The 26035-nt window shown below is 52.2% G+C and carries 26 protein-coding genes, 1 rRNA gene and 1 other annotated feature; all 27 genes read left to right on the top strand.

Features of this window, described 5'->3' with window-relative positions; translation table 11 throughout:
- Nucleotides 1–76: ribosomal RNA gene (gene rrf / locus NLX71_RS27330) — 5S ribosomal RNA — on the top strand; the annotation flags it as partial.
- Between the two features lie 244 nt (nt 77–320).
- Nucleotides 321–782, top strand: a complete 462-nt coding sequence (locus tag NLX71_RS19615) for a CtsR family transcriptional regulator (protein WP_254365453.1) — start codon at nt 321–323, stop codon at nt 780–782.
- 48 nt (nt 783–830) lie between these two features.
- Complete coding sequence (mcsA, locus tag NLX71_RS19610; RefSeq protein ID WP_254365452.1) at nt 831–1349, top strand: protein-arginine kinase activator protein McsA; 519 nt, start codon at nt 831–833, stop codon at nt 1347–1349.
- A 25-nt stretch (nt 1350–1374) separates the two neighbouring features.
- Complete coding sequence (gene mcsB / locus NLX71_RS19605; RefSeq protein ID WP_254365451.1) at nt 1375–2442, top strand: protein-arginine kinase McsB; 1068 nt, start codon at nt 1375–1377, stop codon at nt 2440–2442.
- A 62-nt stretch (nt 2443–2504) separates the two neighbouring features.
- Complete coding sequence (gene clpC, locus NLX71_RS19600) at nt 2505–4949, top strand: ATP-dependent protease ATP-binding subunit ClpC (RefSeq protein WP_254365450.1); 2445 nt, start codon at nt 2505–2507, stop codon at nt 4947–4949.
- 177 nt (nt 4950–5126) lie between these two features.
- Nucleotides 5127–6494: a DNA repair protein RadA gene (radA, locus tag NLX71_RS19595; RefSeq protein WP_254365449.1), complete on the top strand. Its 1368-nt coding sequence runs from the start codon at nt 5127–5129 to the stop codon at nt 6492–6494.
- Nucleotides 6495–6682: 188 nt separating this feature from the next.
- The gene (disA, locus tag NLX71_RS19590; RefSeq protein ID WP_302058347.1) at nt 6683–7762 is read left to right on the top strand and encodes a DNA integrity scanning diadenylate cyclase DisA; all 1080 of its coding nucleotides are present in this window, start codon (nt 6683–6685) and stop codon (nt 7760–7762) included.
- Between the two features lie 74 nt (nt 7763–7836).
- Nucleotides 7837–8571: a CDP-diacylglycerol--serine O-phosphatidyltransferase gene (pssA, locus tag NLX71_RS19585; RefSeq protein ID WP_254365448.1), complete on the top strand. Its 735-nt coding sequence runs from the start codon at nt 7837–7839 to the stop codon at nt 8569–8571.
- 166 nt (nt 8572–8737) lie between these two features.
- The gene (locus NLX71_RS19580) at nt 8738–9835 is read left to right on the top strand and encodes a PIN/TRAM domain-containing protein (protein ID WP_254365447.1); all 1098 of its coding nucleotides are present in this window, start codon (nt 8738–8740) and stop codon (nt 9833–9835) included.
- A gap of 85 nt (nt 9836–9920) precedes the next feature.
- Entirely contained in the window at nt 9921–10628 is a 708-nt protein-coding gene (ispD, locus tag NLX71_RS19575) for a 2-C-methyl-D-erythritol 4-phosphate cytidylyltransferase (protein WP_254365446.1), read from the top strand.
- Complete coding sequence (gene ispF / locus NLX71_RS19570; RefSeq protein ID WP_090674778.1) at nt 10625–11110, top strand: 2-C-methyl-D-erythritol 2,4-cyclodiphosphate synthase; 486 nt, start codon at nt 10625–10627, stop codon at nt 11108–11110. Before ispD ends, ispF begins: the two co-directional genes overlap by 4 nt.
- A gap of 73 nt (nt 11111–11183) precedes the next feature.
- Nucleotides 11184–12635: a glutamate--tRNA ligase gene (gene gltX / locus NLX71_RS19565; protein WP_302058346.1), complete on the top strand. Its 1452-nt coding sequence runs from the start codon at nt 11184–11186 to the stop codon at nt 12633–12635.
- Nucleotides 12636–13047: 412 nt separating this feature from the next.
- Nucleotides 13048–13710, top strand: a complete 663-nt coding sequence (gene cysE, locus NLX71_RS19560; protein ID WP_254365445.1) for a serine O-acetyltransferase — start codon at nt 13048–13050, stop codon at nt 13708–13710.
- Nucleotides 13700–15097, top strand: a complete 1398-nt coding sequence (gene cysS / locus NLX71_RS19555; protein WP_254365444.1) for a cysteine--tRNA ligase — start codon at nt 13700–13702, stop codon at nt 15095–15097. The genes cysE and cysS overlap by 11 nt, the downstream gene beginning before the upstream one ends.
- Nucleotides 15098–15101: 4 nt before the next feature.
- A complete protein-coding gene (locus NLX71_RS19550; RefSeq protein WP_054975986.1) occupies nt 15102–15569 on the top strand; it encodes a Mini-ribonuclease 3 in 468 nt (155 codons plus the stop codon).
- 1 nt (nt 15570) lies between these two features.
- Complete coding sequence (rlmB, locus tag NLX71_RS19545) at nt 15571–16311, top strand: 23S rRNA (guanosine(2251)-2'-O)-methyltransferase RlmB (RefSeq protein WP_254365443.1); 741 nt, start codon at nt 15571–15573, stop codon at nt 16309–16311.
- A gap of 24 nt (nt 16312–16335) precedes the next feature.
- Entirely contained in the window at nt 16336–16851 is a 516-nt protein-coding gene (locus NLX71_RS19540) for an NYN domain-containing protein (RefSeq protein ID WP_254365442.1), read from the top strand.
- 129 nt (nt 16852–16980) lie between these two features.
- The gene (gene sigH / locus NLX71_RS19535) at nt 16981–17625 is read left to right on the top strand and encodes an RNA polymerase sporulation sigma factor SigH (RefSeq protein ID WP_254365441.1); all 645 of its coding nucleotides are present in this window, start codon (nt 16981–16983) and stop codon (nt 17623–17625) included.
- 310 nt (nt 17626–17935) lie between these two features.
- Nucleotides 17936–18085, top strand: coding sequence for a 50S ribosomal protein L33 (rpmG, locus tag NLX71_RS19530; RefSeq protein WP_090674770.1), 150 nt, complete (start codon nt 17936–17938; stop codon nt 18083–18085).
- 17 nt (nt 18086–18102) lie between these two features.
- Complete coding sequence (gene secE, locus NLX71_RS19525; protein WP_010498901.1) at nt 18103–18315, top strand: preprotein translocase subunit SecE; 213 nt, start codon at nt 18103–18105, stop codon at nt 18313–18315.
- A 28-nt stretch (nt 18316–18343) separates the two neighbouring features.
- The gene (gene nusG / locus NLX71_RS19520) at nt 18344–18877 is read left to right on the top strand and encodes a transcription termination/antitermination protein NusG (RefSeq protein WP_254365440.1); all 534 of its coding nucleotides are present in this window, start codon (nt 18344–18346) and stop codon (nt 18875–18877) included.
- A gap of 41 nt (nt 18878–18918) precedes the next feature.
- Nucleotides 18919–19344 (top strand): 50S ribosomal protein L11, encoded by a 426-nt coding sequence (gene rplK / locus NLX71_RS19515; protein WP_254365439.1) that lies wholly within the window; start codon nt 18919–18921, stop codon nt 19342–19344.
- Between the two features lie 58 nt (nt 19345–19402).
- Complete coding sequence (gene rplA / locus NLX71_RS19510; RefSeq protein ID WP_254365438.1) at nt 19403–20095, top strand: 50S ribosomal protein L1; 693 nt, start codon at nt 19403–19405, stop codon at nt 20093–20095.
- A 54-nt stretch (nt 20096–20149) separates the two neighbouring features.
- Nucleotides 20150–20295 (top strand) — a sequence feature (ribosomal protein L10 leader region).
- Nucleotides 20296–20413: 118 nt separating this feature from the next.
- Nucleotides 20414–20923, top strand: a complete 510-nt coding sequence (rplJ, locus tag NLX71_RS19505) for a 50S ribosomal protein L10 (protein WP_254365437.1) — start codon at nt 20414–20416, stop codon at nt 20921–20923.
- A 58-nt stretch (nt 20924–20981) separates the two neighbouring features.
- The gene (gene rplL / locus NLX71_RS19500; protein ID WP_254365436.1) at nt 20982–21347 is read left to right on the top strand and encodes a 50S ribosomal protein L7/L12; all 366 of its coding nucleotides are present in this window, start codon (nt 20982–20984) and stop codon (nt 21345–21347) included.
- A gap of 81 nt (nt 21348–21428) precedes the next feature.
- A complete protein-coding gene (locus NLX71_RS19495) occupies nt 21429–22025 on the top strand; it encodes a class I SAM-dependent methyltransferase (protein ID WP_254365435.1) in 597 nt (198 codons plus the stop codon).
- A gap of 434 nt (nt 22026–22459) precedes the next feature.
- A complete protein-coding gene (gene rpoB, locus NLX71_RS19490; protein ID WP_254365434.1) occupies nt 22460–26014 on the top strand; it encodes a DNA-directed RNA polymerase subunit beta in 3555 nt (1184 codons plus the stop codon).
- The last annotated feature ends 21 nt before the right edge of the window (nt 26015–26035 follow it).

Raw genomic sequence — 26035 nt, 5'->3', positions numbered from 1 at the left:
GAACACGAACGTTAAGCCTTCCAGCGCCGATGGTACTTGGACCGCAGGGTCCTGGGAGAGTAGGACGTCGCCAAGCACAAGAGCTTCTTCGGATTTTATCCGGAGAGGCTCTTTTTCATATGCCGGCAAGAATAAAAGTAGCCGGACGACCCCAAACTAAGAAATAGGATGGGGAGTTGCAATCTTACGCAAATCTGCTATAATGTTGTTAAAGTCAAAGAAAGTCAAAGTCAATGATTTTGTAGCTAGACTTAAATCAGATCATCTTGGCTTTCTTCACTTTAAATATGGTTTTACTTCTGTCGCGGGAGGTTGGATAGATGCGCAATGTTTCAGAAATTATTGAGCAATATCTGAAGCAAACTTTGCAGCAGAGCCCCGACGGTGTGATCGAGATCCAACGCAATGAACTGGCCGATCAATTCAGCTGCGTTCCCTCGCAGATCAATTACGTCATTAGTACCCGTTTTACATTGGAGAAAGGGTACATTGTCGAAAGCAAGCGGGGCGGCGGCGGTTACATTCGCATTCAAAGAATCGAGCTGCAATCGCATGGCGCGGTGATGGACCATATTTTCCAAACCATCGGTACGCACATGGATCAGCTTGCATCCGAAGGACTGCTGTATCAGCTGAAAGAAGGGGGCTTTATCACTTCGCGGGAAGCGGCATTGATGAAAGCGGCCATTACCCGGGAGGTTCTGATCTTGAAGCTGCCTCTAAGGGATGAGATCAGGGCAAGAATATTGAAGGCGATGTTGATTTCTTTGCTAAGCAAATGAGATATTCGTATCCTACCGTCCCAGGGCAAGATTAAAGGAGGGACCCAGATGATTTGTCAGGAATGTGGCAAGAAGCAAGCGACGCTTCATTTTACGAAAATTTTGAATGGCGAAAAGACGGAATTTCACATTTGCGAATCGTGCGCCAGAGAAAAAGGGGAGCTCATCCCGGGGACGGCCAATGGGTTCTCCATTCATAATTTGCTCAGCGGGCTGCTTGATTTTGAACCGCCAGCGCACAGTACGCTCGCCAACAAAGTACAGCCCAGCCGCTGCGAGCATTGCGGACTAACGTATACGCAGTTCAGCAAAGTCGGCCGTTTCGGCTGCAGCGAGTGCTATAAGCATTTTAGGGAGAAGCTGGACCCGCTGTTCAAACGCGTCCATGGCAGTATTATTCATACCGGCAAGGTACCGAAGCGGTCCGGCGGGTTAATTAAACATAAGCGTGAAATTGATCAGTTGAAAAAGGAATTACTGATCCGTATTGATAACGAGGAATTCGAAGAAGCAGCCCGTCTGCGGGATCAAATCCGCGAGCTTGAGAAAAAGGTTGCCGAAGGCTAGACGGGTAAGGTAAGGAGGAGTGCTTATGACGAAAGCAAGCCGTTTTACAGAGAATGCGCTTAGCGATTGGATGAAGGGTGAAGGGCCGGATTCGGATATCGTCATCAGCAGCCGCATACGAATCGCGCGAAATATGCAGGCGTACCCCTTCCCTATGTTGGCAACGAACCAGCAATCAAAGGAAGTGCTGGAGCAGGTAGCCCAAGTCGTTCATAGCGAAGAGTTGGGGACGATCAGCCGGTTTTCGATGCTGCCGCTTTCCGAAGTGAATGAACTGGAGAGGCGGGTACTGGTCGAAAAGCATTTGATTAGTCCGGCACTGGCAAACGAATCGCGCAACGGAGCCGTCATTCTCAATGACAATGAGTCCGTTAGCATCATGGTGAATGAAGAAGATCATCTTCGGATTCAGTGCTTGTGTCCTGGTTTTCAAATTAAAGAAGCCTGGGATCTGGCCAGCCAGATCGATGATATTTTCGAAACGCATTTGAATTATGCTTTTGATGAAAAGCGCGGATACATGACAAGCTGTCCTACGAACGTAGGTACGGGGATTCGTTCTTCGGTGATGATCCATCTTCCCGCGCTAGTTTTGACGCAGCAGATCAACCGTATATTATCGGCTATTACTCAGGTAGGGCTGGCCGTGCGGGGGTTGTATGGCGAAGGCAGCGAAGCGCTCGGAAATCTGTTCCAGATTTCGAACCAGATTACGCTGGGACAATCCGAAGAGGAAATTATCGATAACTTGTACAGCGTCGTAAGGCAGATTATCGAGCACGAACGTGCGGCCAGACAAAAGCTGATCTACGAGACGAGAGCCAAAATTTTGGACCGTGTCAGCCGTTCTTACGGCGTCTTGTCGTATGCGGCAATTATGGATTCCAAAGAAGCGGCGCAGCGATTATCGGACGTGCGGCTCGGGATTGATCTCGGGTTTATCAAAAACGTCTCTCCGCACGTGCTCAACGAGCTTTTGGTGATGACCCAGCCCGGATTTTTGCAGCAGACGGCAGGAGAAAAGCTGACACCTGAAGAAAGAGACATTAGACGTGCACAGCTCATCCGGGAAAAAATTGCGGAAACGGGCTAGGTCGTCAACATACGAAACTGCATAATAAGCATACGCTATACCAATCTTTGGAGGTGTTACACATGATGTTTGGCAGATTTACGGAACGCGCGCAAAAGGTATTGTCCTTGGCGCAGGAGGAAGCAGTTCGTTTGGGACATAACAATATCGGAACAGAGCACATTCTGCTCGGTCTGATTCGTGAAGGCGAAGGCATTGCCGCAAAGGCGCTCATTGCGCTCGGACTTGGCCTCGAGAAAATTCAAGACGAAGTCGAATCGCTGATCGGACGGGGACAAGAGCAGCCATCGAATATCGCATACACGCCGCGGGCGAAAAAAGTAATCGAGCTATCGATGGACGAAGCCCGCAAGCTGGGACATACGTACGTCGGGACGGAGCACATTCTGCTCGGCTTGATTCGTGAAGGCGAAGGCGTTGCTGCACGCGTATTGAACAATTTGGGCGTGAGCCTGAACAAGGCCCGTCAGCAAGTGCTTCAACTGCTCGGCAGCAGCGAGGTGGTCTCGCCTAACCATGGTAACCCGACGAATGTGAATACACCGACGCTGGACGGTCTGGCTCGCGACCTGACGGCTTATGCCAAGGAAGGCAACCTAGACCCGGTCATCGGCCGCAGCAAAGAAATCGAGCGTGTGATTCAAGTGCTCAGCCGCCGTACGAAAAACAATCCGGTTCTCATTGGCGAGCCCGGCGTAGGTAAAACGGCGATTGCCGAAGGACTGGCACAAAAAATTATTGCAAACGAAATTCCGGAAACGCTGCGCGATAAGCGTGTCATGACCTTGGATATGGGGTCGGTCGTCGCCGGTACGAAATACCGCGGCGAATTCGAAGACCGCCTGAAAAAAATTATGGATGAAATCCGGCAAGCCGGAAATATCATCTTGTTCATTGACGAACTGCATACGCTGATCGGTGCCGGCGGGGCGGAAGGCGCGATTGACGCTTCAAATATTTTGAAACCGGCTCTGGCACGCGGAGAGCTCCAGTGCATAGGGGCTACGACGCTTGACGAGTACCGCAAATATATCGAAAAGGACGCGGCGCTGGAAAGACGCTTCCAGCCGATTACGGTCGATCAACCGTCGCCGGAAGAAGCGATTCAGATTTTGCACGGGCTGCGCGACCGTTACGAGGCCCATCACCGCGTGAAAATTACGGATGAGGCCATTGAGCAAGCCGTGAAGCTGTCTGATCGTTATATTACGGACCGCTTCCTTCCGGATAAAGCGATCGACCTGATTGACGAAGCCGGCTCCAAAGTAAGGCTCCGTTCGTATACGGTACCGCCGGATCTGAAAAAGCTGGAAAGCCGTCTTGAAGACATCCGCAAGGAAAAAGATGCAGCCGTGCAAAGCCAAGAATTCGAGAAAGCGGCATCGCTGCGCGATACGGAGCAGAAGCTGCGCGAAGAGCTCGATTCGACGAAGAACGAATGGAAAGAGAAGCAAGGACGCACCGACTCCGAAGTGACGCCGGACGATATTGCCCAGGTCGTAGCAAGCTGGACCGGTATTCCTGTCGTGAAGCTGGCTGAGGAAGAAACTCAGCGCCTGCTGAAAATGGAATCCATCCTGCATGATCGGGTGATCGGCCAAGACGAAGCGGTCAAGGCGGTCAGCCGCGCGATTCGCCGGGCTAGAGCAGGTCTGAAAGACCCGAAACGCCCGATGGGCTCGTTCATCTTCCTTGGTCCAACCGGGGTCGGGAAAACCGAGCTGGCCCGTGCGCTCGCTGAGTCTCTCTTCGGTGACGAAAATGCCGTCATTCGGATCGACATGTCCGAGTACATGGAGAAGCACTCTACGTCTCGTCTGGTCGGAGCGCCTCCGGGATACGTCGGGTATGAAGAAGGCGGTCAGTTGACCGAGAAAGTGCGCCGCAAGCCGTACTCCGTTGTCCTGCTGGACGAAATCGAAAAAGCGCACCCCGAAGTGTTCAACATTTTGCTGCAGGTGCTTGAAGACGGTCGTCTGACGGATTCGAAGGGCCGTACGGTCGACTTCCGCAATACGCTAATTATCATGACATCGAACGTCGGGGCCGATATGATCAAGAAAAACTCGACGCTTGGCTTCACCGCCGCGCATGATGCAGGCAGAGATTATAACAATATGAAAGAAAAAGTGATGGGCGAGCTGAAGAAAAGCTTCCGTCCGGAGTTCTTGAACCGGATCGACGAGATTATCGTATTCCACTCCTTGGAAGAACATCATATCGCCGAAATCGTGACTTTGATGGCCGAGGAGCTCCGCAAACGATTGAAAGAGCAGGAAGTCGAATTCTTCCTGACCGACTCGGCCAAAGCGTTCCTGGCCAAAGAAGGCTATGATCCGGCCTTTGGCGCAAGACCGCTGCGCAGAGCGATTCAGAAGCACATCGAAGACCGATTGTCCGAGGAATTGCTGCGCGGCAACATTACCAAAGGCGACTCGCTTACGATCGACGAGAAGGACGGCGAATTGACCGTTCACCGTAACCAAGGCGTCGGTACGCAGGCTTAAGTCAAAAACTTTAGGAGGCGCAGGCTCCTTCCATAGCATCCCACGGCCGCAAGCTGGGCCGAAGGGATGCTTTTTTTTACTATATAAAGCTTTTTTTCTTTTCAGTGGCGGCAAGGGTTTTCAAGACAGGGTCAAAATGGTAAACTTTGAGTTGGGATAAGAAAGCAGGGTTAGATAATGGCGAAAACAAAAACAAAGTTCTTCTGCCAGTCATGCGGCTACGAATCGCCGAAATGGCTCGGCAAATGTCCAGGCTGTGAAGCTTGGAATACATTTGTGGAAGAAGTGGAAACCGTTGTTAAGAGCAAAGGGCTGCATACTAATTTTTTGAACAAGAAAGAAAAAGCGGTTTCTATCATAAACATAGAAAGCAGTCAGGAAGAGCGGATCGTTACGGACAACCGGGAGTTGAACCGCGTGCTTGGCGGCGGCATTGTGCCCGGCTCCTTGATTCTGGTGGGCGGCGACCCGGGGATCGGGAAGTCGACGCTGCTTCTGCAAACGTCGCATTTGCTGACGCAGCTGGACTTGAAGGTGCTGTATATTTCCGGAGAGGAATCCGTGCGCCAGACGAAGCTGAGGGCTGACCGGCTGCAAGCCGTTTCGCCGCTGTTGTTCGTGCTTTGCGAAACGAATGTTGAGCATATTGAAGCTGCGATCGACGAGATCGAACCGGATTTCATCGTTATCGATTCGATCCAAACGGTATACCATGGCGCGGTAGCCTCCGCTCCCGGCTCGGTCTCTCAAGTTCGGGAATGCACTGGGCATTTTATGCGGATTGCAAAAATGAAAGGAATCGCAACGGTCCTCGTTGGTCATGTTACTAAAGAGGGCGCTATTGCGGGACCGCGATTACTCGAACATATGGTCGATTGCGTGCTGTATTTCGAAGGGGAGAGGCATCATTCATACCGGGTGCTTCGCGCCGTTAAAAACCGGTTCGGTTCGACCAACGAAATTGGGATCTTCGAGATGCAGGAAAGCGGCTTGGTCGAGGTCAACAACCCGTCGGAGCTGTTTTTGTCCGAACGGCCTCTGGGCGTTGCCGGCTCGACCGTCGTCGCCAGTATGGAGGGGACGCGTCCAGTGCTCGTTGAGCTTCAAGCGCTCGTCTCGTCCACCAACTTTCCATCCCCCCGGCGGATGGCGACCGGCTTCGACCATAACCGGCTGTCGCTCATTATTGCGGTGCTGGAAAAGCGGATGGGCATGTTTTTGCAAACTCAGGACGCTTACCTAAACGTCGCGGGCGGCGTGAAGCTGGATGAGCCGGCCGTCGACCTTGCGGTAGCGGTCAGCATCGCCTCGAGCTTCCGCGATCAGCCCACGCAGCCGTTCGACGTCGTCTTCGGCGAGGTCGGACTAACGGGCGAGGTGCGCGGCGTGTCGCGCGTCGACCAGCGGGTACGGGAAGCGGAGAAGCTCGGCTTCCGCCGCGTCATTCTCCCGCAAAAAAGCCTGAAAGGCTGGACGCCCCCGGCAGGCATTCAAATTATCGGCGTCAACACCGTAGCCGAAGCGCTATCGGCTGCTTTAGTATAATTCTTTTGGTTATCAAGTTTTCAGTGGAGAACAGTGCAACTGCCAGAGAGTTTACGTGCCGCCTTTGAATGCGGAAAAATACCGCTATAGTTATATTAAATTTTCCGAATTCAAGAGCGGCCGCAGGCAGTTGCAGCTGTCTCGGAACGTCCAAACTTGATAACCAAAATTCGTCAGGAGGGACACCATTGAGCAAGGAAGAAGCAAAACGCGACGTCATGAGCCAACTGCTGCAGCTCGTTGCGCCGGGCACGCCGTTCCGGGAAGGGCTGGAGAATGTGTTGCGCGCCAAGACGGGCGGTTTAATCGTCGTCGGCTACAGCCCGGAAGTGATGGAGATTGTAGACGGCGGCTTTTCGATCAACTGCGATTTTTCCCCGAACTACTTATATGAGCTGGCCAAAATGGACGGCGCGATCATCCTCAGCGAGGATTTGAAGCGTATTCTGTATGCGAATACGCAGCTCATTCCAGACTCTTCGATTACGTCCTCCGAAACGGGCATCCGGCACCGGACGGCGGAGCGCGTCGCGAAGCAGACCTCCAAGCTTGTGGTGTCCATTTCACAGCGGCGCAACGTCATTACTTTGTATCAAGGCAGCTTGCGCTATTCGCTGAAAGATATCGGCGTCATTCTGACGAAAGCGAATCAGGCGATTCAAACGCTGGAGAAATACAAGTCGGTATTGGATCAGGATTTGACCAATCTGGGCGCTTCCGAATTTGAGGAGCTGGTCACTTTGCACGATGTGACTGGTGTGATGCAACGTATTGAGATGGTTTTACGTATTAAAGCAGAGATCAAGCGTTACATTAACGAGCTCGGTAACGAAGGCCGGTTGATCAGCATGCAGTTGGAGGAATTGGTTGGCAACACCGAGCATGAGGCTTATCTCTTGATTAAGGATTATGTCAAAGAGTTGACTGACGAGAAGGTGAAAGAAGTCCAAGCGACTCTTAAGAAGCATTCCACCGACGAGATGCTCGATCATTCGCACATTGCACGGACGCTCGGCTATCCACATACGCCTGGCAGCGCGGAGGAGACGATCTCGCCAAGAGGCTACCGGGTATTGAATAAAATACCGCGTCTTCCCTCTGTCATTATACATAATCTGGTGGAACGATTCTGTCAGCTTCCGCATCTGATGATGGCGACGATTGAAGAATTAGACGAAGTGGACGGCATCGGGGAAGTGCGTGCGCGTACGATTAAAGAAGGATTAAAGCGAATCCAAGATCAGGTACTCATTGACAGACATATTTAACTTGCATACAATCAGAGGATAGCCAAATATTATTACGATATTAGGGTAAAGTAAAACCAGAGGTGGACTAAAATATGATAACAAAATCCCTTCCGAATTTGTTTACGATTGGGAACTTGTTCTTAGGTATTATTGCGATTATTTCCGTGTTTAACAATAAACCCGAGCTTGCGGCGATCATGGTCATCGTTGCCATGCTTCTGGACGGATTGGACGGACGGGTTGCCCGTGCGCTCAATGCGCAGAGCGAATTCGGCAAAGAGCTGGACTCGCTATCGGATGTCATCTCGTTCGGTGTAGCTCCGGCATTCATCATGTATGTGGTGGCTTTCACCGAGATGAATACGGCGGCAGCTTGGATCGTGACAGCGATCTTCCCGATCTGCGGTGCGCTTCGTCTGGCCCGCTTTAATGTTGTTGCTGGAACGCCAGGATATTTTATCGGTCTGCCGATTCCTGCGGCCGGTGGCGTATTGTGTACGCTCGCGCTGTTCCATAAAGAATTGAACACCGTCGTACTCGTCTTGTCGACGCTTCTGCTGTCCTACTTGATGGTCAGCACCGTCAAATACCCAAACTTCAAAAAGGTCGGCATCCCGAAAGCTGCCATCTGGATTACACCCGTTGTCGTCGTGGTTGCCGTTGTACTGGCTGTCATGTATCCGGGGCTGTTATCCAAGCTCATCTTCGTACCGCTGCTTCTTTATGCGCTGTACGGCTTAAAAAAAAACGTTGATCGGCTGTTCTTCTGGAAACGAAGAAAACGTCCGTCCATGGAAGAGCCGGAGTCCAAAACAACGAGCATCTAAAACCGAATAAGCCACAGAAGGCTATGAAAATGAAAAGCATTTGTTTTCCGCAAGGAAAATGAGTGCTTTTTTTCATTTTCTTCAACTGATACGATTAGGCTGGAGTAATTTGGATCATAATTGTAACGAAAGGTAGAATTTGTTATTTTTATGGAGGTGAAAGTCTATGATGAAAAAATGGTTTCAGCTTCTATTTGCAGTTATCGGCGGTGCGCTAGGAGTACGGTGGAGTGATACGATAGGGAAACCATGTTTTGAATTCATAGCATCGGTTTTGGGGCGGGAAGAGATTCAAGGACAAGCCCTCTGGATGCTGGGGGCCGGCGCGCTGCTCTTCTATTCGATCAGTTCTTGGGCATTAACGTATCTACTGAAAGTGGTGCAGCGGGGAGAGGAACGCATCGCTAACGTACCAGTGACCGATCTGCTTGCGGGCTCGATCGGGATGGTTGTCGGCTTGCTCTTTTCGTCGGTACTGCTCCATCCGTTCAGCCAGGCAGGCGTATTCAGCCCCCTGCTGCATATGCTGCTGATCGCGGCATTTTCGTATGCGGGCTATCGGCTTGGGGCAGTGAAACAGGAGGAGCTATTCACCGTGCTGGACGCACGCCGTTCGGATCGCGGGAAGGGAGCTTCTGGGGAGGCCAAAGGATTCGAGGAGCATAAAATTCTCGATACGAGCGTCATTATTGACGGGCGTATTGCGGATATTTGCAAAACCGGATTTATCGAGGGAACCCTCGTCATTCCCGAATTTGTGCTGGAAGAGCTGCAGCATATTGCCGATTCGTCGGATTTGCTCAAGCGCAATCGCGGCCGTCGGGGGCTGGACATTTTGAACAAAATCCAGAAGGAGCTTGATGTTAAAGTACTGATCTACGAAGGGGATTTCGAAGAAATTTCCGAGGTGGACAGCAAGCTCGTGCGTCTGGCTAAAGCTTTGCATGGGAAAGTGATTACGAACGATTTCAATCTCAACAAAGTATGCGAGCTGCAGGGTGTGTCGGTTCTGAATATCAACGATCTGGCGAATGCGGTGAAGCCGGTCGTACTGCCCGGAGAGGAAATCCTCGTGCAAGTCATCAAGGACGGCAAGGAGCATGGACAAGGCGTCGCCTATTTGGATGACGGCACGATGATTGTCGTAGAAGGCGGCCGGGATTTTATCGGCATGACGCTCGATGTGCTGGTGACGAGTGTTCTTCAAACGTCCGCCGGTCGAATGATATTTGCCAAGCCGAAGCTATTGGAAAAAGCGCTCTAACACGGTATGATAAGATAGATGCGCTTGGAATAAGGCAAACAGGTTTGCTTCATTCGGAGCCGAACGATAGTGGCAGGTGGACAAGGTGACGGATAAACTGGGGGTCGTGGTCGTAGCCGCGGGCAGAGGCTCGCGGATGCGAACACAAGAAAGCAAGCAATACTTGCTGCTGGACGGTAAACCGATTTTGGTACATACGCTGGAACTGTTCGATCGGCTGGAAGCCGTAAGCGACGTCGTGTTGGTTACGGGGGCGGACGATGTAGAGCGGTGCCGGGGCTATATCGAGACTTACGGGCTAAGAAAGGTGAAACGGGTGATTCCCGGGGGGAAGGAACGTCAAGACTCCGTTTACCAAGGGCTGTTGGCCTTGGACGGCACCGTCCGTTGGGTGATGGTGCACGACGGCGTCCGGCCGTTTGCCGCCCGGGAGCATATCGCCGCATGCCTGGATAAAGCGATAGAGACTGAAGCGGCTGTTCTGGCTGTACCCGTAAAAGATACGATTAAAATCGTGGACGGCGAAGGGTTGATCCAAGCGACCCCGGACCGGCGCAGCTTGTGGGCGATTCAGACCCCGCAGGCTTTTCGCTTTTCTTTATTGCGCGAAGCGCACGAGCGGGCACGGGAGGAAAGTTTCGTCGGGACGGACGACGCCATGCTGGTCGAACGGCTCGGCATCCGGGTCGCCGTAGTGGAAGCCGACTATTACAATATCAAAATCACGACGCCTGAGGATTTGCCTTGGGCCGAGTGGATCAATCGACATGTCAGGGGAGAGCGAGAGTCATGATACGAGTGGGGCAAGGGTTTGACGTGCATCAACTGGTGGAGGGACGCAAGTGCATTATTGGCGGCGTAGACATTCCTTTTGAAAAAGGATTGCTCGGGCATTCCGATGCAGATGTGCTGCTGCACGCGCTAACCGACGCGATTCTTGGGGCGCTGGGGCTCGGGGATATCGGTAAGCATTTTCCCGACACGGATGCCGCGTATAAGGATGCGGACAGCTACAAGCTGCTTGTGCAGGTATGGGAGACTGTCAGGAAAGCGGGGTACCGTCTGGGCAATGCGGACTGCACGATCATCGCGCAGAAGCCGAAGATGGCGCCGTACATTCCCGCAATGGTCGAGCGGATCGCAACTGCGCTCGAAGCGGAGCATTCGCAGATTAATGTGAAAGCGACGACGACGGAGCAGCTCGGCTTCACCGGGCGAGGGGAAGGGATTGCCGCACAGGCGGTTGTTTGTCTCGTGAAAGATGTGCTATCATAACAAATAATCTTTTTACGGATCATAATGGCTTCCGGCGAGCGGTTGGCGCGGGAGTACGGGAGGAGAGGGCATTATGGCAGAGTTTCGCGTAAGATACGCGCCGAGTCCGACAGGGCATTTGCACATCGGCGGAGCACGGACGGCATTGTTCGATTATTTGATTGCCCGCAAGCAAGGCGGGAAATTCGTGGTCCGTTTCGAGGACACGGATCAGACGAGACATGTGGAATCGGGCGTCGACAGCCAGCTTAATGGCCTCAAGTGGCTCGGCGTGGATTGGGACGAGAGCGTGGACATCGGCGGACCGTACGGACCGTATCGGCAAACGGAACGGCTTCATTTGTATCAGCCGTTTGTCGATCAGCTGCTGGAAAGCGGTGATGCGTACCGCTGCTATTGCTCGGAAGCGGATCTGGAGAAGGAGCGCGCAGAGCAAGAAGCGGCAGGACAAATGCCGATGTACTCCGGCAGGTGCCGTCATTTGACGACGGAGCAAGTCGAAGCGTTTGTGGCCGAGGGCCGCAAGCCGTCGATTCGGTTTCGCGTACCGGAGAACCGGATGATCGCCTTCGAGGACCGCATCCGCGAGCATGTTGAGTTTGAGAGCAACGGGATCGGCGACTTCATCATCGTGCGTCAGGACGGGATTCCGACGTATAATTTTGCCGTTATTCTGGACGATCATCTGATGAAAATTTCATTGGTCATCCGTGGCGAAGAGCACCTGACCAACACGCCGCGGCAAATTATGATGTACGAGGCGCTCGGGCTGCCTGTGCCGGAGTTTGCCCATCTGGCGCTCATCTTGAACCCGGACCGCAAGAAGATGAGCAAGCGGGACGAGTCTATCATCCAATTCATTGAGCAGTACAAAGAGCTCGGGTATTTGCCGGAAGCGGTTATGAACTTTATCGCCCTGCTCGGCTGGTCGCCCAAAGGCGAGGAAGAAATTTTCACCAGAGAAGAGCTGATCGAGCAGTTCGATCTGGACCGGGTGTCCAAAAGTCCGGCCGTGTTCGATATGGATAAGCTCAATTGGATGAATAACGTATATATTAAAAAAGCCAATACCGCGCGGATTACAAAGCTGGCACTGCCACACTTGCAGAAAGCCGGAAAGCTGCCGGAGACGCTCAGTCCCGAGCAGGAGCAGTGGGTTCACTCGCTCGTCGGGCTTTATCAGGAGCAGCTGCCGTACGCCGCCGAAATCGTGCCGTTGTCCGAGCTGTTCTTCCGTGAGGATGTCAGCTATGACGATGAAGCCAAAGCGATGCTTGCCGAAGAGCACGCGCCAGTCGTCCTTGGCAGCTTCTTGAAGCAGGTCGAGGCCGCAACCGAGTTTACCGTGGATGCGCTGAAAGCGATGATCAAGGCGGTGCAGACAGAGACCGGATATAAAGGAAAGCAGCTGTTCATGACGATCCGCGTGGCGCTGACGGGACAAATGCACGGGCCCGACCTGAACATGACGCTGCATTTGCTGGGAAAAGAAACAGTGTCCGCACGCATCAAGAAGTTATTGTAATGCCTACAGTTTTCTTATATACTTAGAAAAAAATAAGATCATTTCTTCGATAACATACATCTACGGCGACGAACGGGAAAGTACGGAAAAGTCGGGATTCCCAGAGAGGACGATCGGTTCGGAAACGAACCGGCTGCGAGTCGTTCAATTCCCCTTTTGCGGAAGTGCACCCGGGAGCCGTAAAGACGATCTGACGCGAGCGCTCCGGTGCAGCGGCAGGGTAGTCTTTACCGTGACGTTCACGATACGAACGATTAAGACGGATAGACGTTGGGAGTGCGTTGCCCTTGTACGTTTATCCAAGCAGAGTGGAACCGCGAAAAAAGACGCCTCTGCAGCCGAAACGGCTGTAGAAGGCGTTTTTTTGCGTGATGCGTAGACGAAGCGTGCGCACAGGAACGGGGGATGATTCGTGTTTGCCAGAATGAAAGAAGACATCGAAACGATCTTTGAGAACGATCCGGCGGCGAGAGGCTGGTTTGAGGTCGTGTTCACCTATTCCGGTTTGCACGCTCTCTGGGGGCATCGCGTGGCGCACTGGTTTTATAAAAAAAGCTGGTTCACCCTCGCGCGCATCATTTCGCAAGCCAGCCGTTTTATGACAGGGATCGAAATTCATCCCGGCGCTGTGATCGGGAGGCGTTTTTTCATCGATCACGGTATGGGCGTCGTCATTGGAGAAACGTGCGAGATCGGCGACGACGTACTGCTCTATCACGGCGTAACGCTCGGGGGCACCGGCAAGGAGCGGGGGAAGCGGCATCCGACCATCGGCAACAACGTGGTCATCTCGGCGGGGGCGAAGGTGCTCGGGTCCTTCACGGTAGGGGATAACTCGCGGATCGGGTCGAACTCTGTCGTATTAAGCGAAGTCCCAGTCAACAGCACCGTCGTCGGAATCCCGGGCAAAATCGTCAAGCGGGACGGCGTGCGTGTCGGACGCTTGGAGCATGACAAGCTTTCGGACCCTGTTCAAGATATGATTCGCCAAATGCAGCAGCAAATCGACGAACTGAAGGCTGAGGCCCATAAAGAAAAGACCAGAATTGGAGGAGCCGTGAAACATGAGTCTTAAGATTTATAATACGTTGACTCGCACGAAAGAAGATTTCAAACCGCTGGAACCGGGGAAAGTGAAAATGTATGTCTGTGGTCCCACTGTGTACAGCTACATTCACATCGGAAACGCGCGTCCGGTCATTTTTTTCGACGTCGTGCGACGTTATTTGGAATCGATCGGCTACGAAGTGACATATGCCGCCAACTTTACGGATGTGGACGACAAGCTGATTAAAAAAGCGGCCGAAATGGGAGTCACCGTACCGGAAGTTGCCGACTTGTTCGTGCAAAAATATTACGAAGACACCAAAGGGCTCGGGGTGCGGGAAGCGACGCTTCATCCGCGCGTCACCCAGAACATGGCCGAGATCATCGATTTCATCTCCGGACTGATGGAGAAAGGCTATGCCTACGAGGCCGGCGGGGACGTCTTCTTCCGGACAGCCAAATTTCCGGAGTACGGCAAGCTGTCCCATCAGAACCTGGAAGAGCTGCAATACGGCATTCGCGTGGATGTCGACGAGCGGAAGGAAAGCCCGCAAGATTTCGTACTCTGGAAAGCGGCGAAGCCGGGCGAAATCAGCTGGTCGAGTCCGTGGGGCGAAGGGCGCCCGGGCTGGCACATCGAATGCTCGGCGATGATCCGCAAATATTTGGGCGATTCGATCGACATTCACGGGGGTGGGCAGGACCTGACCTTCCCGCACCACGAATGCGAAATTGCCCAATCCGAAGGCTTGACGGGGCAGCGGATGGCGAACTACTGGATGCATAACGGGTTCGTGAACGTCAACGATGAGAAAATGTCGAAATCGCTCGGCAACGGAATCAATGTACACGAGCTGCTGAAGACGATTCCGGGCCAAGTGATCCGGTATTTCATGCTGTCCGGGCATTACAGCAATCCGCTCAACTTCAGCGACGAAGCTGTGGAGCAGGCGAGAGGAAGCTTGGCGCGGATTGAGAACTGTCTTTCCTCGCTGAAACACCGTCTCAAGACGGCGGAAGCGGGGAAAGTCGATGCCGAAATGGCGGCGGCGGTGCAAAGTGCGCAGCAGCAGTTCGAAAGCAAGATGAACGACGATTTCAATACGCCGGACGCGATCACGGCGGTATTCGAGCTCGTCAATGCGGCGAATCCATACATCAACCGCGAGCAAGTGACGGTTCCCACCTTGGAGCTGCTGCTGAAGCAGTTTGAAGCGATGGATCAAGTGCTGGGCATACTAGCTCCTGAAGCCGAGGACCTGCTGGATGAAGAAATCGAACAATTGATCGTCGAGCGGACGGAAGCCCGCAAAGCGAAAAATTGGGCGCGTGCCGACGAAATCCGCAATTTGCTGACCGAGCGCGGCATCGTGCTTGAGGATACGGCCCAAGGCATTCGTTGGCGGCGGAGCTAGAGCGATGGAACGAGATGAACAGGCGCTGCCTTATTTGCAAGCGAATTTGTTTTCATTTCCGCCTTCGCGCGAGCCGAGGCTGCTTAATCCCCTTGTGTTGGCCTATATGGGCGATGCCGTCTACGAAGTCTTTATCCGGCAATATGTCGTCTCGCAGACGAATCATAAGCCGAACCATCTTCACCGGCTGTCTACCCGGTACGTCTCGGCCAAGGCGCAGGCGAAGGCGCTGCAGCGCTGGCTGCCGCTTCTGACCGAAGAGGAGACGGATATTGTCAAGCGGGGAAGAAACGCCAAATCGGGCACAACGGCCAAAAATGCCGATGTGCTCGAATACCGCCACAGCACGGCGTTTGAGTGCCTGATCGGCTACTTGTATTATACGCAGCGGTGGGAGAGGCTTCAGCAGCTGCTGATGCTCTCCTTGGAGCGGGACGAAACATCAACGACAACAGGAAAGGGGGACGCCTGACGTGGAAGAATTTATCGGAGGCAAGCATTCCGTACTCGAAGCGCTGCGTTCCGGGCGGACCATCAACAAAATTTGGATCGCCGAGCAGGCTCAAAAACAACTTACCCAGCCGATTCTCGCGGAAGCGAAGCAGAACGGCGTCATCGTGCAATTTGCGGACAAGCGCAAGCTGGACCAAATGGCCGGCGGTGTGCAGCATCAAGGCGTCGTTGCCCAGGTAGCGGCGTATGCCTATGCTGAGGTGGAGGATTTGCTGGCTTTGGCCGCGGAACGCAATGAAATGCCATTCCTGCTCATTCTCGACGAAATCGAGGACCCGCATAACTTGGGGTCCATCCTGCGGACGGCGGATTGTACCGGCGTACACGGGGTCATCATTCCGAAGCGGCGTTCCGTGGGGCTGACCGCAACGGTATCCAAAACCTCCGCAGGCGCGGTCGAATACGTGCCCGTGGCCCGCGTCACCAACCTCGCGCAGACGATCGAACAGCTCAAGGAGCAGGGCGTTTGGATCGCCGGAGCCGATGTGGGGGCGCAGCAGCCCATCTATCAAACGAACTTGAATCTGCCTCTGGCTATCGTGATCGGCAATGAGAACAAAGGCATCGGGCGGCTCATTCGCGAAAAATGCGACTTTTTGTTGAAGCTGCCGATGTTCGGTCAAATCAACTCGCTTAACGCCTCGGTCGCAGCGTCGGTCTTCATGTATGAAGTCGTCCGGCAGCGAATGGCTGCGGAATAGCGTCATGCTGCGGGGCAATGCGGCATGATTCAGGAGATCCTCATCGTAGACGGTTACAACATCATCGGATCATGGCCGGAATTGCAAAGGCTGAAGGAGATCCGGCTGGAGGAAGCACGCGACCGGCTGATCGAAACGATGGCCGAATACCAGTCGTTCTCCGGGATGAAGGTTATCGTGGTGTTTGACGCATACTACGTTCCGGGGCTTGGCGGCAAATATTTGCAAAGCAAGCTCCCGGTGTATTACACCAAGGAAAAGGAAACGGCGGATGAGCTGATCGAAAGGCTCGTCACCGACCATATCGGACGGCGCAAGCAGGTATACGTCGCGACCTCCGATATGACGGAGCAGCATGTAATTTTCGGCAAAGGGGCTCTCCGGATTCCGGCAAGCGAGCTTTTGGTCAAGGTGAGGCAGGTCCGCCAGGAAATCCGCCGGACGATCGACACCGAAGCATCGCCTAAGCGCAATTCATTCGACAGCAGGCTTAGCGGAGATATACGCGATCAGTTGGAGAAATGGCGCAGGGGGAATTAGAGGCTTTGAAGGCAATGCCTGTTGATTCGGCAACAATCTAGCTTTTTGTAGCGGGACTCCGGTTGACGGCGCTAGATTACATAATGTATACTAGTCCTATCTTTCAAGCGTTGGGCCGGAGGGATTGTAGTGAGTGTCAACCTCAAAGAGTTGAGAATGTACGAATACGACCTCAAGGCAGATGAAGATGTGGTCGAAGCAGTCCGTGAAGGGGATAGCGACGCCCTGGAGTACTTGATCAACAAGTACAAGAACTTCGTTCGCGCCAAAGCGCGCTCTTATTTTCTAATCGGCGCTGATAGAGAGGATATCGTACAAGAGGGAATGATCGGCCTATATAAATCGATTCGCGACTTCCGCGGCGATAAGCTAGCCTCCTTCAAAGCGTTTGCCGAGCTTTGCATCACCCGCCAAATCATTACAGCCATCAAAACCGCTACTCGCCAGAAGCATATCCCCCTAAATTCCTACGTTTCGTTGGACAAGCCCATCTATGATGAAGATTCCGACAGGACGCTGCTTGATGTCATTTGCGGCTCCCGCGTATCCGATCCCGAGGAATTGATCATTAACCAGGAGGAGTTCAGCGGGCTGGAAGATAAAATGGGAGAGATATTGAGCGACCTGGAACGCAGGGTGCTGATGCTGTATTTGGACGGACGGTCCTATCAGGAAATCGCCGTCGATTTGGACAGGCATGTCAAGTCGATTGACAATGCATTGCAGCGCGTGAAGCGCAAGCTGGAGAGGTATCTGGAAGTGCGTGACGCATAAAACGTAGATAAGCGCCTTTATTGCTGCGATAGCAAGGTGCTTTTTTGTTTATGTCTAGAGATTATTATAGAACGAATGTTCGTGTATGGCAAGCTGTTCTTTTGTAAAAAAATGATCAAGTTTTCGTTTAGGAACGAGCCGCCTGGTCAATAATGGATGAGACGGGACAGGCGCTATGTTAATCCTTTTTCCTTGACAGAAGATAGGCCGTATGCTAAAGTATATCGGGTAGCCTTAGACGGAAAGGCGTTTTTTTTGCTGGTCGTGTAAGGTTGTAAATTTCGAGGCTGGTCCGTAGGAGGTGTACATCATGCGGGTGATCATCACGTTAGCGTGCACAAACTGCAAGCAAAGAAACTATGCATCCACCAAAAATAAGCGCAACCATCCTGACCGCATGGAGCTCAAGAAATATTGCAAGTTTTGCAATGAACAAACTGCTCATCGCGAGACTCGCTAGTTTTTGGAGGTGTAGTTGTGTCCTTTTTGGCTAAAATGAAGCAGGGATTCGGCAACACATTTTCCTTTTTCGGCGACAGCTGGTCTGAGCTGAAAAAAGTGAAATGGCCTACCCGTAAAGAGCTGATTAGCTATACGCTGGTCGTGTTGTTTACGGTTGCCTTCGTGACGGTGTACTTCTACGTTTTGGACTTAGGAATTTCTGAGCTGCTTCGCCTCGTGTTTAAATAAATTTAGGCTATAGGGTGGCGCTATGGAAATGGAAAAAAGATGGTACGTCGTACATACCTACTCTGGGTATGAAAACAAGGTAAAGGCCAATTTGGAGAAGCGCGTCGAATCCATGGACATGAAGGACAAGATCTTTCGTGTGCTCGTTCCCATGGAGGAGGAGCTTGTGAATAAGGATGGCAAGAAAAAAACGGTTATGCGCAAGGTGTATCCGGGGTACGTTCTTGTGGAGATGATCCAAACGGACGACTCTTGGTATGTGGTGCGGAACACGCCCGGTGTTACCGGGTTCGTGGGTTCAACCGGTTCGGGATCGAAGCCGACGGCTTTGCTTCCGGACGAAGTCGATTCTATTCTCAAGCATATGGGTATCGAAGAGCCGAAGCCGAAAATCGACTTCGAACTCAAAGAGACTGTGCGCGTGAAAGTCGGGCCGTTCGCCAACTTTGTCGGTTCGGTGGAAGAAATTTTGCTCGACAAAAGCAAGCTGAAGGTCCATGTCAACATGTTCGGCAGAGAAACGCCGCTTGAGCTCGACTACCACCAGGTGGAAAAGCTGTAGCGTGAAACACTGCCATACTACGGGCGAGGAGGTGTCACACAATGGCAAAAAAGGTTATTAAAGTTGTGAAACTGCAGGTTCCTGCAGGGAAAGCGAATCCGGCTCCGCCGATCGGTCCGGCTCTCGGTCAAGCAGGCGTAAACATCATGGCGTTCTGCAAAGAGTTCAACGCTCGTACTGCCGATCAAGCAGGTCTTATCATTCCGGTTGAGATCTCCGTATTCGAAGACCGTTCTTTCACGTTCATCACGAAAACGCCGCCGGCTGCCGTATTGTTGCGCGTAGCTGCTGGGATCGAAAAAGGATCCGGCGAACCGAACCAGAAGAAGGTTGCAACTGTAAAACGCGCGAAAGTGCGTGAAATCGCCGAGCAAAAAATGCCTGACCTGAACGCTGCATCCGTTGAGGCTGCTATGCGCATGGTTGAAGGTACGGCTCGCAGCATGGGCGTAGTCATCGAAGACTAATCGCTTGCTGCACTCAGTGGGAGGATGTTCCGCTAATACCACATAGGAGGACATAAAAGTGGCTAAACACGGTAAGAAATACCTTGAAGTTGCTAAGCAAATCGATGCTGAGACGTTCTACGAGCCGCTCGAAGCCATCGAACTCGTTAAGAAAACGGCACGCGCCAAATTCGACGAAACCGTTGAAGTGGCTGTGCGTCTGGGCGTAGACCCGAGAAAACAAGACCAAGCCGTTCGCGGTGTGGTTGTACTGCCTCACGGCACAGGTAAAACGAAACGCGTTCTTGTATTTGCCAAAGGCGACAAAGCCAAAGAAGCGGAAGCGGCAGGCGCCGATTTCGTAGGCGATCAAGACATGATCAACAAAATTCAGCAAGGCTGGTTCGACTTCGATGTCTGCGTAGCTACGCCGGACATGATGAGCGAAGTGGGTAAACTCGGTCGTATCTTGGGTGGTAAAGGTTTGATGCCGAACCCGAAAGCGGGTACCGTTACGTTCGACGTGGCGAAAGCCGTTCAGGAGATTAAGGCAGGTAAAATTGAGTACCGTCTGGACAAGGCTGGACAAATCCATGCGCCGATCGGTAAAGTATCCTTCGACGCCGAGAAGCTTGCTGAGAACTTCAAAGCTTTGATCGACGCGCTCAACAGAGCAAAACCGGCTGCATCCAAAGGGGTATACCTGAAAAACATCGCGGTATCCTCGACGATGGGGCCAAGCGCTCGCGTCAATGCAACAGCCCTGAGATAAGGTAAAGCTTGGTAGTTGACTTTTGAAGTCATCCATGCTAACCTGTTTTAGGTTAACAAACGAATATGCTTACCGTAGACAGCAGGTGCTTTCGAGCTTAATTTCCTGCCGAGGTGTTGTGATATAAATTCGATATTCTGTATGGAATATATGAATCATCATGCCTTCGCCGTGTCTGCGAAGGCATTTTCGCTTTTAGCGGGAATGTCGGCGGAGAGTAGCGGCGAGGAAAGGAACGACCTCGGGAACGTGTTTACGAAGTAAGTTTTCGGACGCTTACGAAGCAGTTTTCTTACGAAAACTTGTAGGAGGTGCAAAATGGCAAACGTAAAAATTATCGAGCAAAAAGCTCAGCAAGTTACGGTAGTATCTGAAAAGCTGAAAGAGAACTCTTGCTCCATCGTAGCTGACTACCGCGGTTTGAACGTGAAGCAAGTAACCGAGCTTCGCAAACAACTGCGTGAAGCGGGCGTAGAATTCCAAGTGTTGAAAAACACACTGATTCGTCGCGCGACAGCTAGTGCGGAATTGTCTGATCTGGATGAGTATTTGACCGGTCCTACCGCGATTGCATTCAGCAAAGATGACATTATAACTCCGGCCAAAATTTTGACCGAGTTCGCCAAGAAAAACGACCAACTCAGCGTAAAAGCGGGTGTCGTTGAAGGTAAAGTGGTTGATTTCAACCAAATCAAAGCGCTGGCGGAACTGCCTTCCAGAGAAGGTCTTCTGTCCATGTTGCTCAGCGTGCTTCAAGCTCCGGTTCGCAACTTCGCCCTTGCGGTTAAAGCTGTGTCCGAGAAGCAAGAAGGCGGCGCGCAAGCATAATTGCGCGGCTTGAAATGATTAAAAAACATTCTTATTTGAAGATAATGGAGGTTTAACCATGAGCAAAGAGCAAATCTTGGAAGCCATTAAAGGCATGACTGTTTTGGAACTGAACGATCTGGTTAAAGCAATCGAAGAAGAGTTCGGCGTAACTGCAGCAGCTCCGGTAGCTGTTGTAGCAGGCGGCGGCGCTGCAGCAGAAGCTGCAGAGCAAACAGAATTCGACGTTGTTTTGACAAGCGCTGGCGCGTCCAAAATCAACGTTATCAAAGTTGTTCGCGAAATCACGGGTCTCGGCCTGAAAGAAGCAAAAGATCTCGTAGACAACGCACCGAAGCCGCTTAAAGAAAAAGTTTCCAAAGAAGAAGCTGATTCCGTTAAAGCAAAATTGGAAGAAGCAGGCGCTTCCGTAGAAGTGAAGTAATTCGAGCTACAGCACCCCTTGCAGAGGCGATCCTCTCCAAGGGGTTTTCCTTTTCAATCCGAACCAGGAGGCGGTGGATACGTGTCCGAGCATTACTATACCCCGAGACCCAGCGTAGAGCACGATTTGCATACGATCGAGGAAACGCTGCGCGGTCGTAGCTTTGTTTTTTGGACGGATGCCGGGGTCTTCTCCAAAAAGGGGGTCGATTACGGATCGAAGCTGCTTGTGCAGACGATGGTTTTGTCGAAGCAAGCCAGAGTGCTGGATGTGGGCTGTGGGTACGGCCCGATTGGACTGGCGGCCGCAGTACAAGCGGAGCAGGGAACTGTTACGATGGTGGACATTAACGAGCGTGCCATTGAACTCGCGAAACGAAACGCCGAGCGCAACCGGATCGCAAACGTACGGATCTTGCAAAGCGATTTGCTAGCAGAGGTGATGGACCAGACTTTTGATACGGTGCTGACCAATCCGCCTATACGCGCCGGCAAAGAGACGGTACACCGCGTGTTTGAGCAGGCTCACCATGTATTGGCTCCTGGCGGGGCGCTATGGGTAGTCGTCCAGAAAAAGCAGGGGGCGCCTTCGACGTATGCTAAGCTTGAGTCTCTCTACTCCCAAGTGGAAGAAGTCGAGCGCGACAAGGGCTATTGGATTATCAAGGCCGCGAAGTAATATTTCGGTTGGCGGCCATTTTTTTTATCCCATTCCTTTTAAGGTGATACGTAGTTAGAAGGAATGGGACAAAACGTGTCTGAGCTTAAGTTGACCGATATATTCCGCAGCAGGAAATATGTTGACTTGACTTTTGTTTTGTGATATTATTATAAAATGTCAGCATTAAGATAGGGTAAAATCTCTTTAGTCGACTAAAATGTCAAGATTTTTTTATACCAGTATGAATAAAATTTTTCCATTTGACGTATAATGTTAAAATTTTAGGTAAACCATACAAAGTATAAGGGAATTTATGGCAAGTCGAAAGGCGGACATCCATATTACTATTTGTATTAGTCATTTAGAAGCTTCCTGAAGAAGTGACACTTCGCGCAGTTATTTACTCGAGAAGGCTTCCCAAAGAGGCTTTTATTTTGTTCTATTGAGTAGACATGAGGGGTGAATCTAAGTTGGCGGGACATCTTGTTCAATTAGGTAGACGTAAACGCAGGTCATACGCTCGGATTCATGAGGTTTTGGAGGTTCCGAACCTGATTGAAATCCAACAAAAATCATATCAATGGTTTTTGGATGAGGGATTGCGTGAAATGTTTCAAGATATTTCCCCGATCCAAGACTTTACGGGGAATTTGGTGTTGGAATTTATCGACTACAGCTTGGGAGAGCCTAAGTATTCGGTCGACGAATCCAAGGAACGCGACGTCACCTTTGCTGCACCGCTTCGTGTGAAAGTACGCTTGATCAATAAAGAAACCGGCGAGGTTAAAGAGCAGGAAGTGTTTATGGGCGACTTCCCTTTGATGACCGAGACAGGCACCTTTATTATCAACGGCGCTGAACGGGTTATCGTCAGCCAGCTGGTTCGTTCCCCTAGCGTTTATTTTAGCACGAAAGTCGATAAGAACGGAAAGAAAACATATACGGCAACCGTGATCCCGAACCGCGGAGCCTGGCTGGAGCTGGAGACGGACGCCAAGGACATTATCTACGTGCGGATCGACCGTACGCGGAAAATTCCGGTCACGGTGCTGCTCCGCGCTCTTGGTTTCGGTACCGATGCGGAAATCATAGATTTGCTCGGCGACAACGAGTATATCCGCAACACGCTGGACAAGGACAATACCGATTCGACGGACAAGGCCTTGATCGAGATCTACGAGCGTCTTCGTCCGGGCGAGCCGCCTACGCTGGATAACGCGAGAAGCTTGCTTGTTGCACGCTTTTTCGATCCGAAACGGTACGATCTGGCTAACGTCGGCCGGTACAAAATCAACAAGAAGCTGCATATCAAAAACCGTCTGTTCAATCAGCGGCTGGCAGAGACGCTTGTCGATACGAATACCGGAGAAATCGTTGCCGAGGCCGGCCAACTGCTCGATCGCCGTCTGCTAGACACGATCATTCCTTATCTGGAAGAAAGCGTCGGCTTCACGGAATACAACGTGATCAACGGTGTGACCGAGTCGGATAAAATTCCGCTGCAGTGCGTCAGCGTATATTCTCCGCTTGAGGATGGGAAGGTCGTTAAGGTTATTGCCAACGGCAAGATCGATAAAACGGTCAAAAACATTACCCCGGCCGATATTATCTCATCCATCAACTATTTCATTAACCTGCTGCACGGTATCGGCAGCACGGACGACATCGACCACTTGGGGAACCGTCGTCTGCGCTCCGTCGGCGAGCTTCTGCAGAACCAGTTCCGGATCGGCTTGTCCCGGATGGAGCGCGTTGTGCGCGAGCGGATGTCGATTCAAGACGTGAACACCATCACGCCGCAGCAGCTTATCAATATTCGTCCGGTCATTGCGTCCATCAAAGAGTTTTTCGGAAGCTCCCAGCTTTCGCAGTTTATGGACCAAACGAACCCCCTTGCCGAGCTTACGCACAAACGTCGTTTGTCCGCATTGGGACCCGGCGGTTTGACGCGGGAGCGCGCAGGTTTCGAAGTCCGGGACGTTCACCACTCTCACTATGGACGGATGTGTCCGATTGAGACGCCGGAGGGACCGAACATCGGGTTGATCAACTCCCTTTCGACCTTTGCACGTGTGAATGAATTCGGCTTTATCGAGGCGCCTTATCGTCGCGTTGACCCGCACACGGACGTTGTGACGCATGAGATCTCCTACCTGACGGCCGATGAAGAGGATAATTACGTGGTGGCTCAGGCGAACGCCGAACTGACCGAGGAAGGCAAGTTTGCGAACGACTCCGTCATCGTGCGTTACAAAGACGACATTTTGACGCTTCCGAAAGAGCGAGTCGACTACATGGACGTCTCCCCGAAACAGGTTGTGTCCGTGGCGACCGCTTTGATTCCGTTCCTTGAAAATGACGACTCCAACCGTGCCCTGATGGGTTCGAACATGCAGCGTCAGGCGGTACCGCTTCTTATTCCGAAGTCGCCACTTGTCGGCACGGGGATGGAGCACAAATCGGCCAAAGATTCCGGCGTATGTATCGTTTCCAAAGTGAACGGCGTCGTCGAACGGGTTTCGGCTAACGAGATTTGGGTGCGCCGTCAGGAGATGGTGGACGGCCGCTTGGTCAACGGAGACATTATCAAGCATAAGCTGCATAAGTTTTTGCGCTCCAACCAAGGAACTTGCATCAACCAGCGTCCGATTTGCCATAAGGGCGAACAGGTGCGCGTCGGCGACATTTTGGCCGACGGTCCTTCGACCGAACAGGGCGAGCTGGCGCTTGGCCGCAACGTCGTCGTTGCTTTCATGACTTGGGAAGGCTACAACTACGAGGACGCGATTCTGCTTAGCGAAAAGTTAGTGAAGGAAGACGTCTATACTTCCATTCACATTGAAGAATACGAATCCGAAGCGCGCGACACGAAGCTCGGACCGGAAGAAATCACCCGCGATATTCCGAACGTGGGCGAAGACGCGCTGAAGAACTTGGACGAACGCGGCATTATTCGCGTCGGTGCGGAGATTGCCGCCGGCGATATTCTGGTCGGTAAAGTTACGCCTAAAGGGGTAACCGAGCTTACGGCGGAAGAGCGTCTTCTGCACGCGATCTTCGGTGAAAAAGCCCGTGAAGTCCGCGACACTTCGCTTCGCGTACCTCATGGTACGGACGGTATCGTCGTCGACGTGAAAGTGTTTACCCGCGAGAACGGTGACGAGCTTCCTCCAGGCGTCAATCAATTGGTACGCGCTTATATCGCCCAAAAACGGAAAATTTCCGAAGGCGACAAAATGGCGGGACGCCACGGTAACAAAGGGGTTATCGCGCGCATTTTGCCAGAAGAGGACATGCCGTTCATGCCGGACGGGACGCCGGTTGAAGTCGTATTGAACCCGCTGGGGGTTCCTTCCCGGATGAATATCGGACAGGTGCTGGAAGTTCACTTGGGGATGGCCGCGAAATATCTCGGTATTCACACGGCCACGCCGGTATTCGACGGCGCCCGCGAGTACGACGTTTTCGATACGATGGAAGAAGCCGGAATGCAGCGCAACGGTAAAACGATGCTGTATGACGGCCGGACCGGAGAATCGTTTGAACGCGAAGTTACCGTTGGCGTCATGTACATGATCAAGCTGGCGCACATGGTTGACGATAAAATCCATGCCCGTTCTACGGGACCATACTCTCTCGTTACGCAGCAGCCGCTCGGCGGTAAAGCGCAGTTCGGCGGCCAGCGCTTCGGGGAGATGGAAGTTTGGGCGCTTGAGGCGTACGGCGCAGCTTATACGCTGCAGGAAATCTTGACGGTCAAGTCCGACGATGTCGTCGGCCGCGTGAAGACGTACGAATCAATCGTCAAGGGTGAGAACGTTCCGGAGCCGGGCGTTCCGGAATCCTTCAAAGTATTGATCAAAGAGCTTCAAAGCTTGGGTATGGATGTGAAAATCTTGTCCGAGAATGAAGAAGAGATCGAAATGAAGGAAATGGACGACGAGGATGAGGTAACCAGCGACAAGCTGAACCTGAATCTCGAAGGCGCGGAGATTGGTGTAGAGTAAGGCTGAGATGGAATGCTTTGC

It is taken from the genome of Paenibacillus sp. MZ04-78.2 (assembly GCF_024213375.1).
Taxonomy (GTDB): domain Bacteria; phylum Bacillota; class Bacilli; order Paenibacillales; family NBRC-103111; genus Paenibacillus_G.
This window is presented reverse-complemented; position numbering and strand designations above follow the sequence as displayed.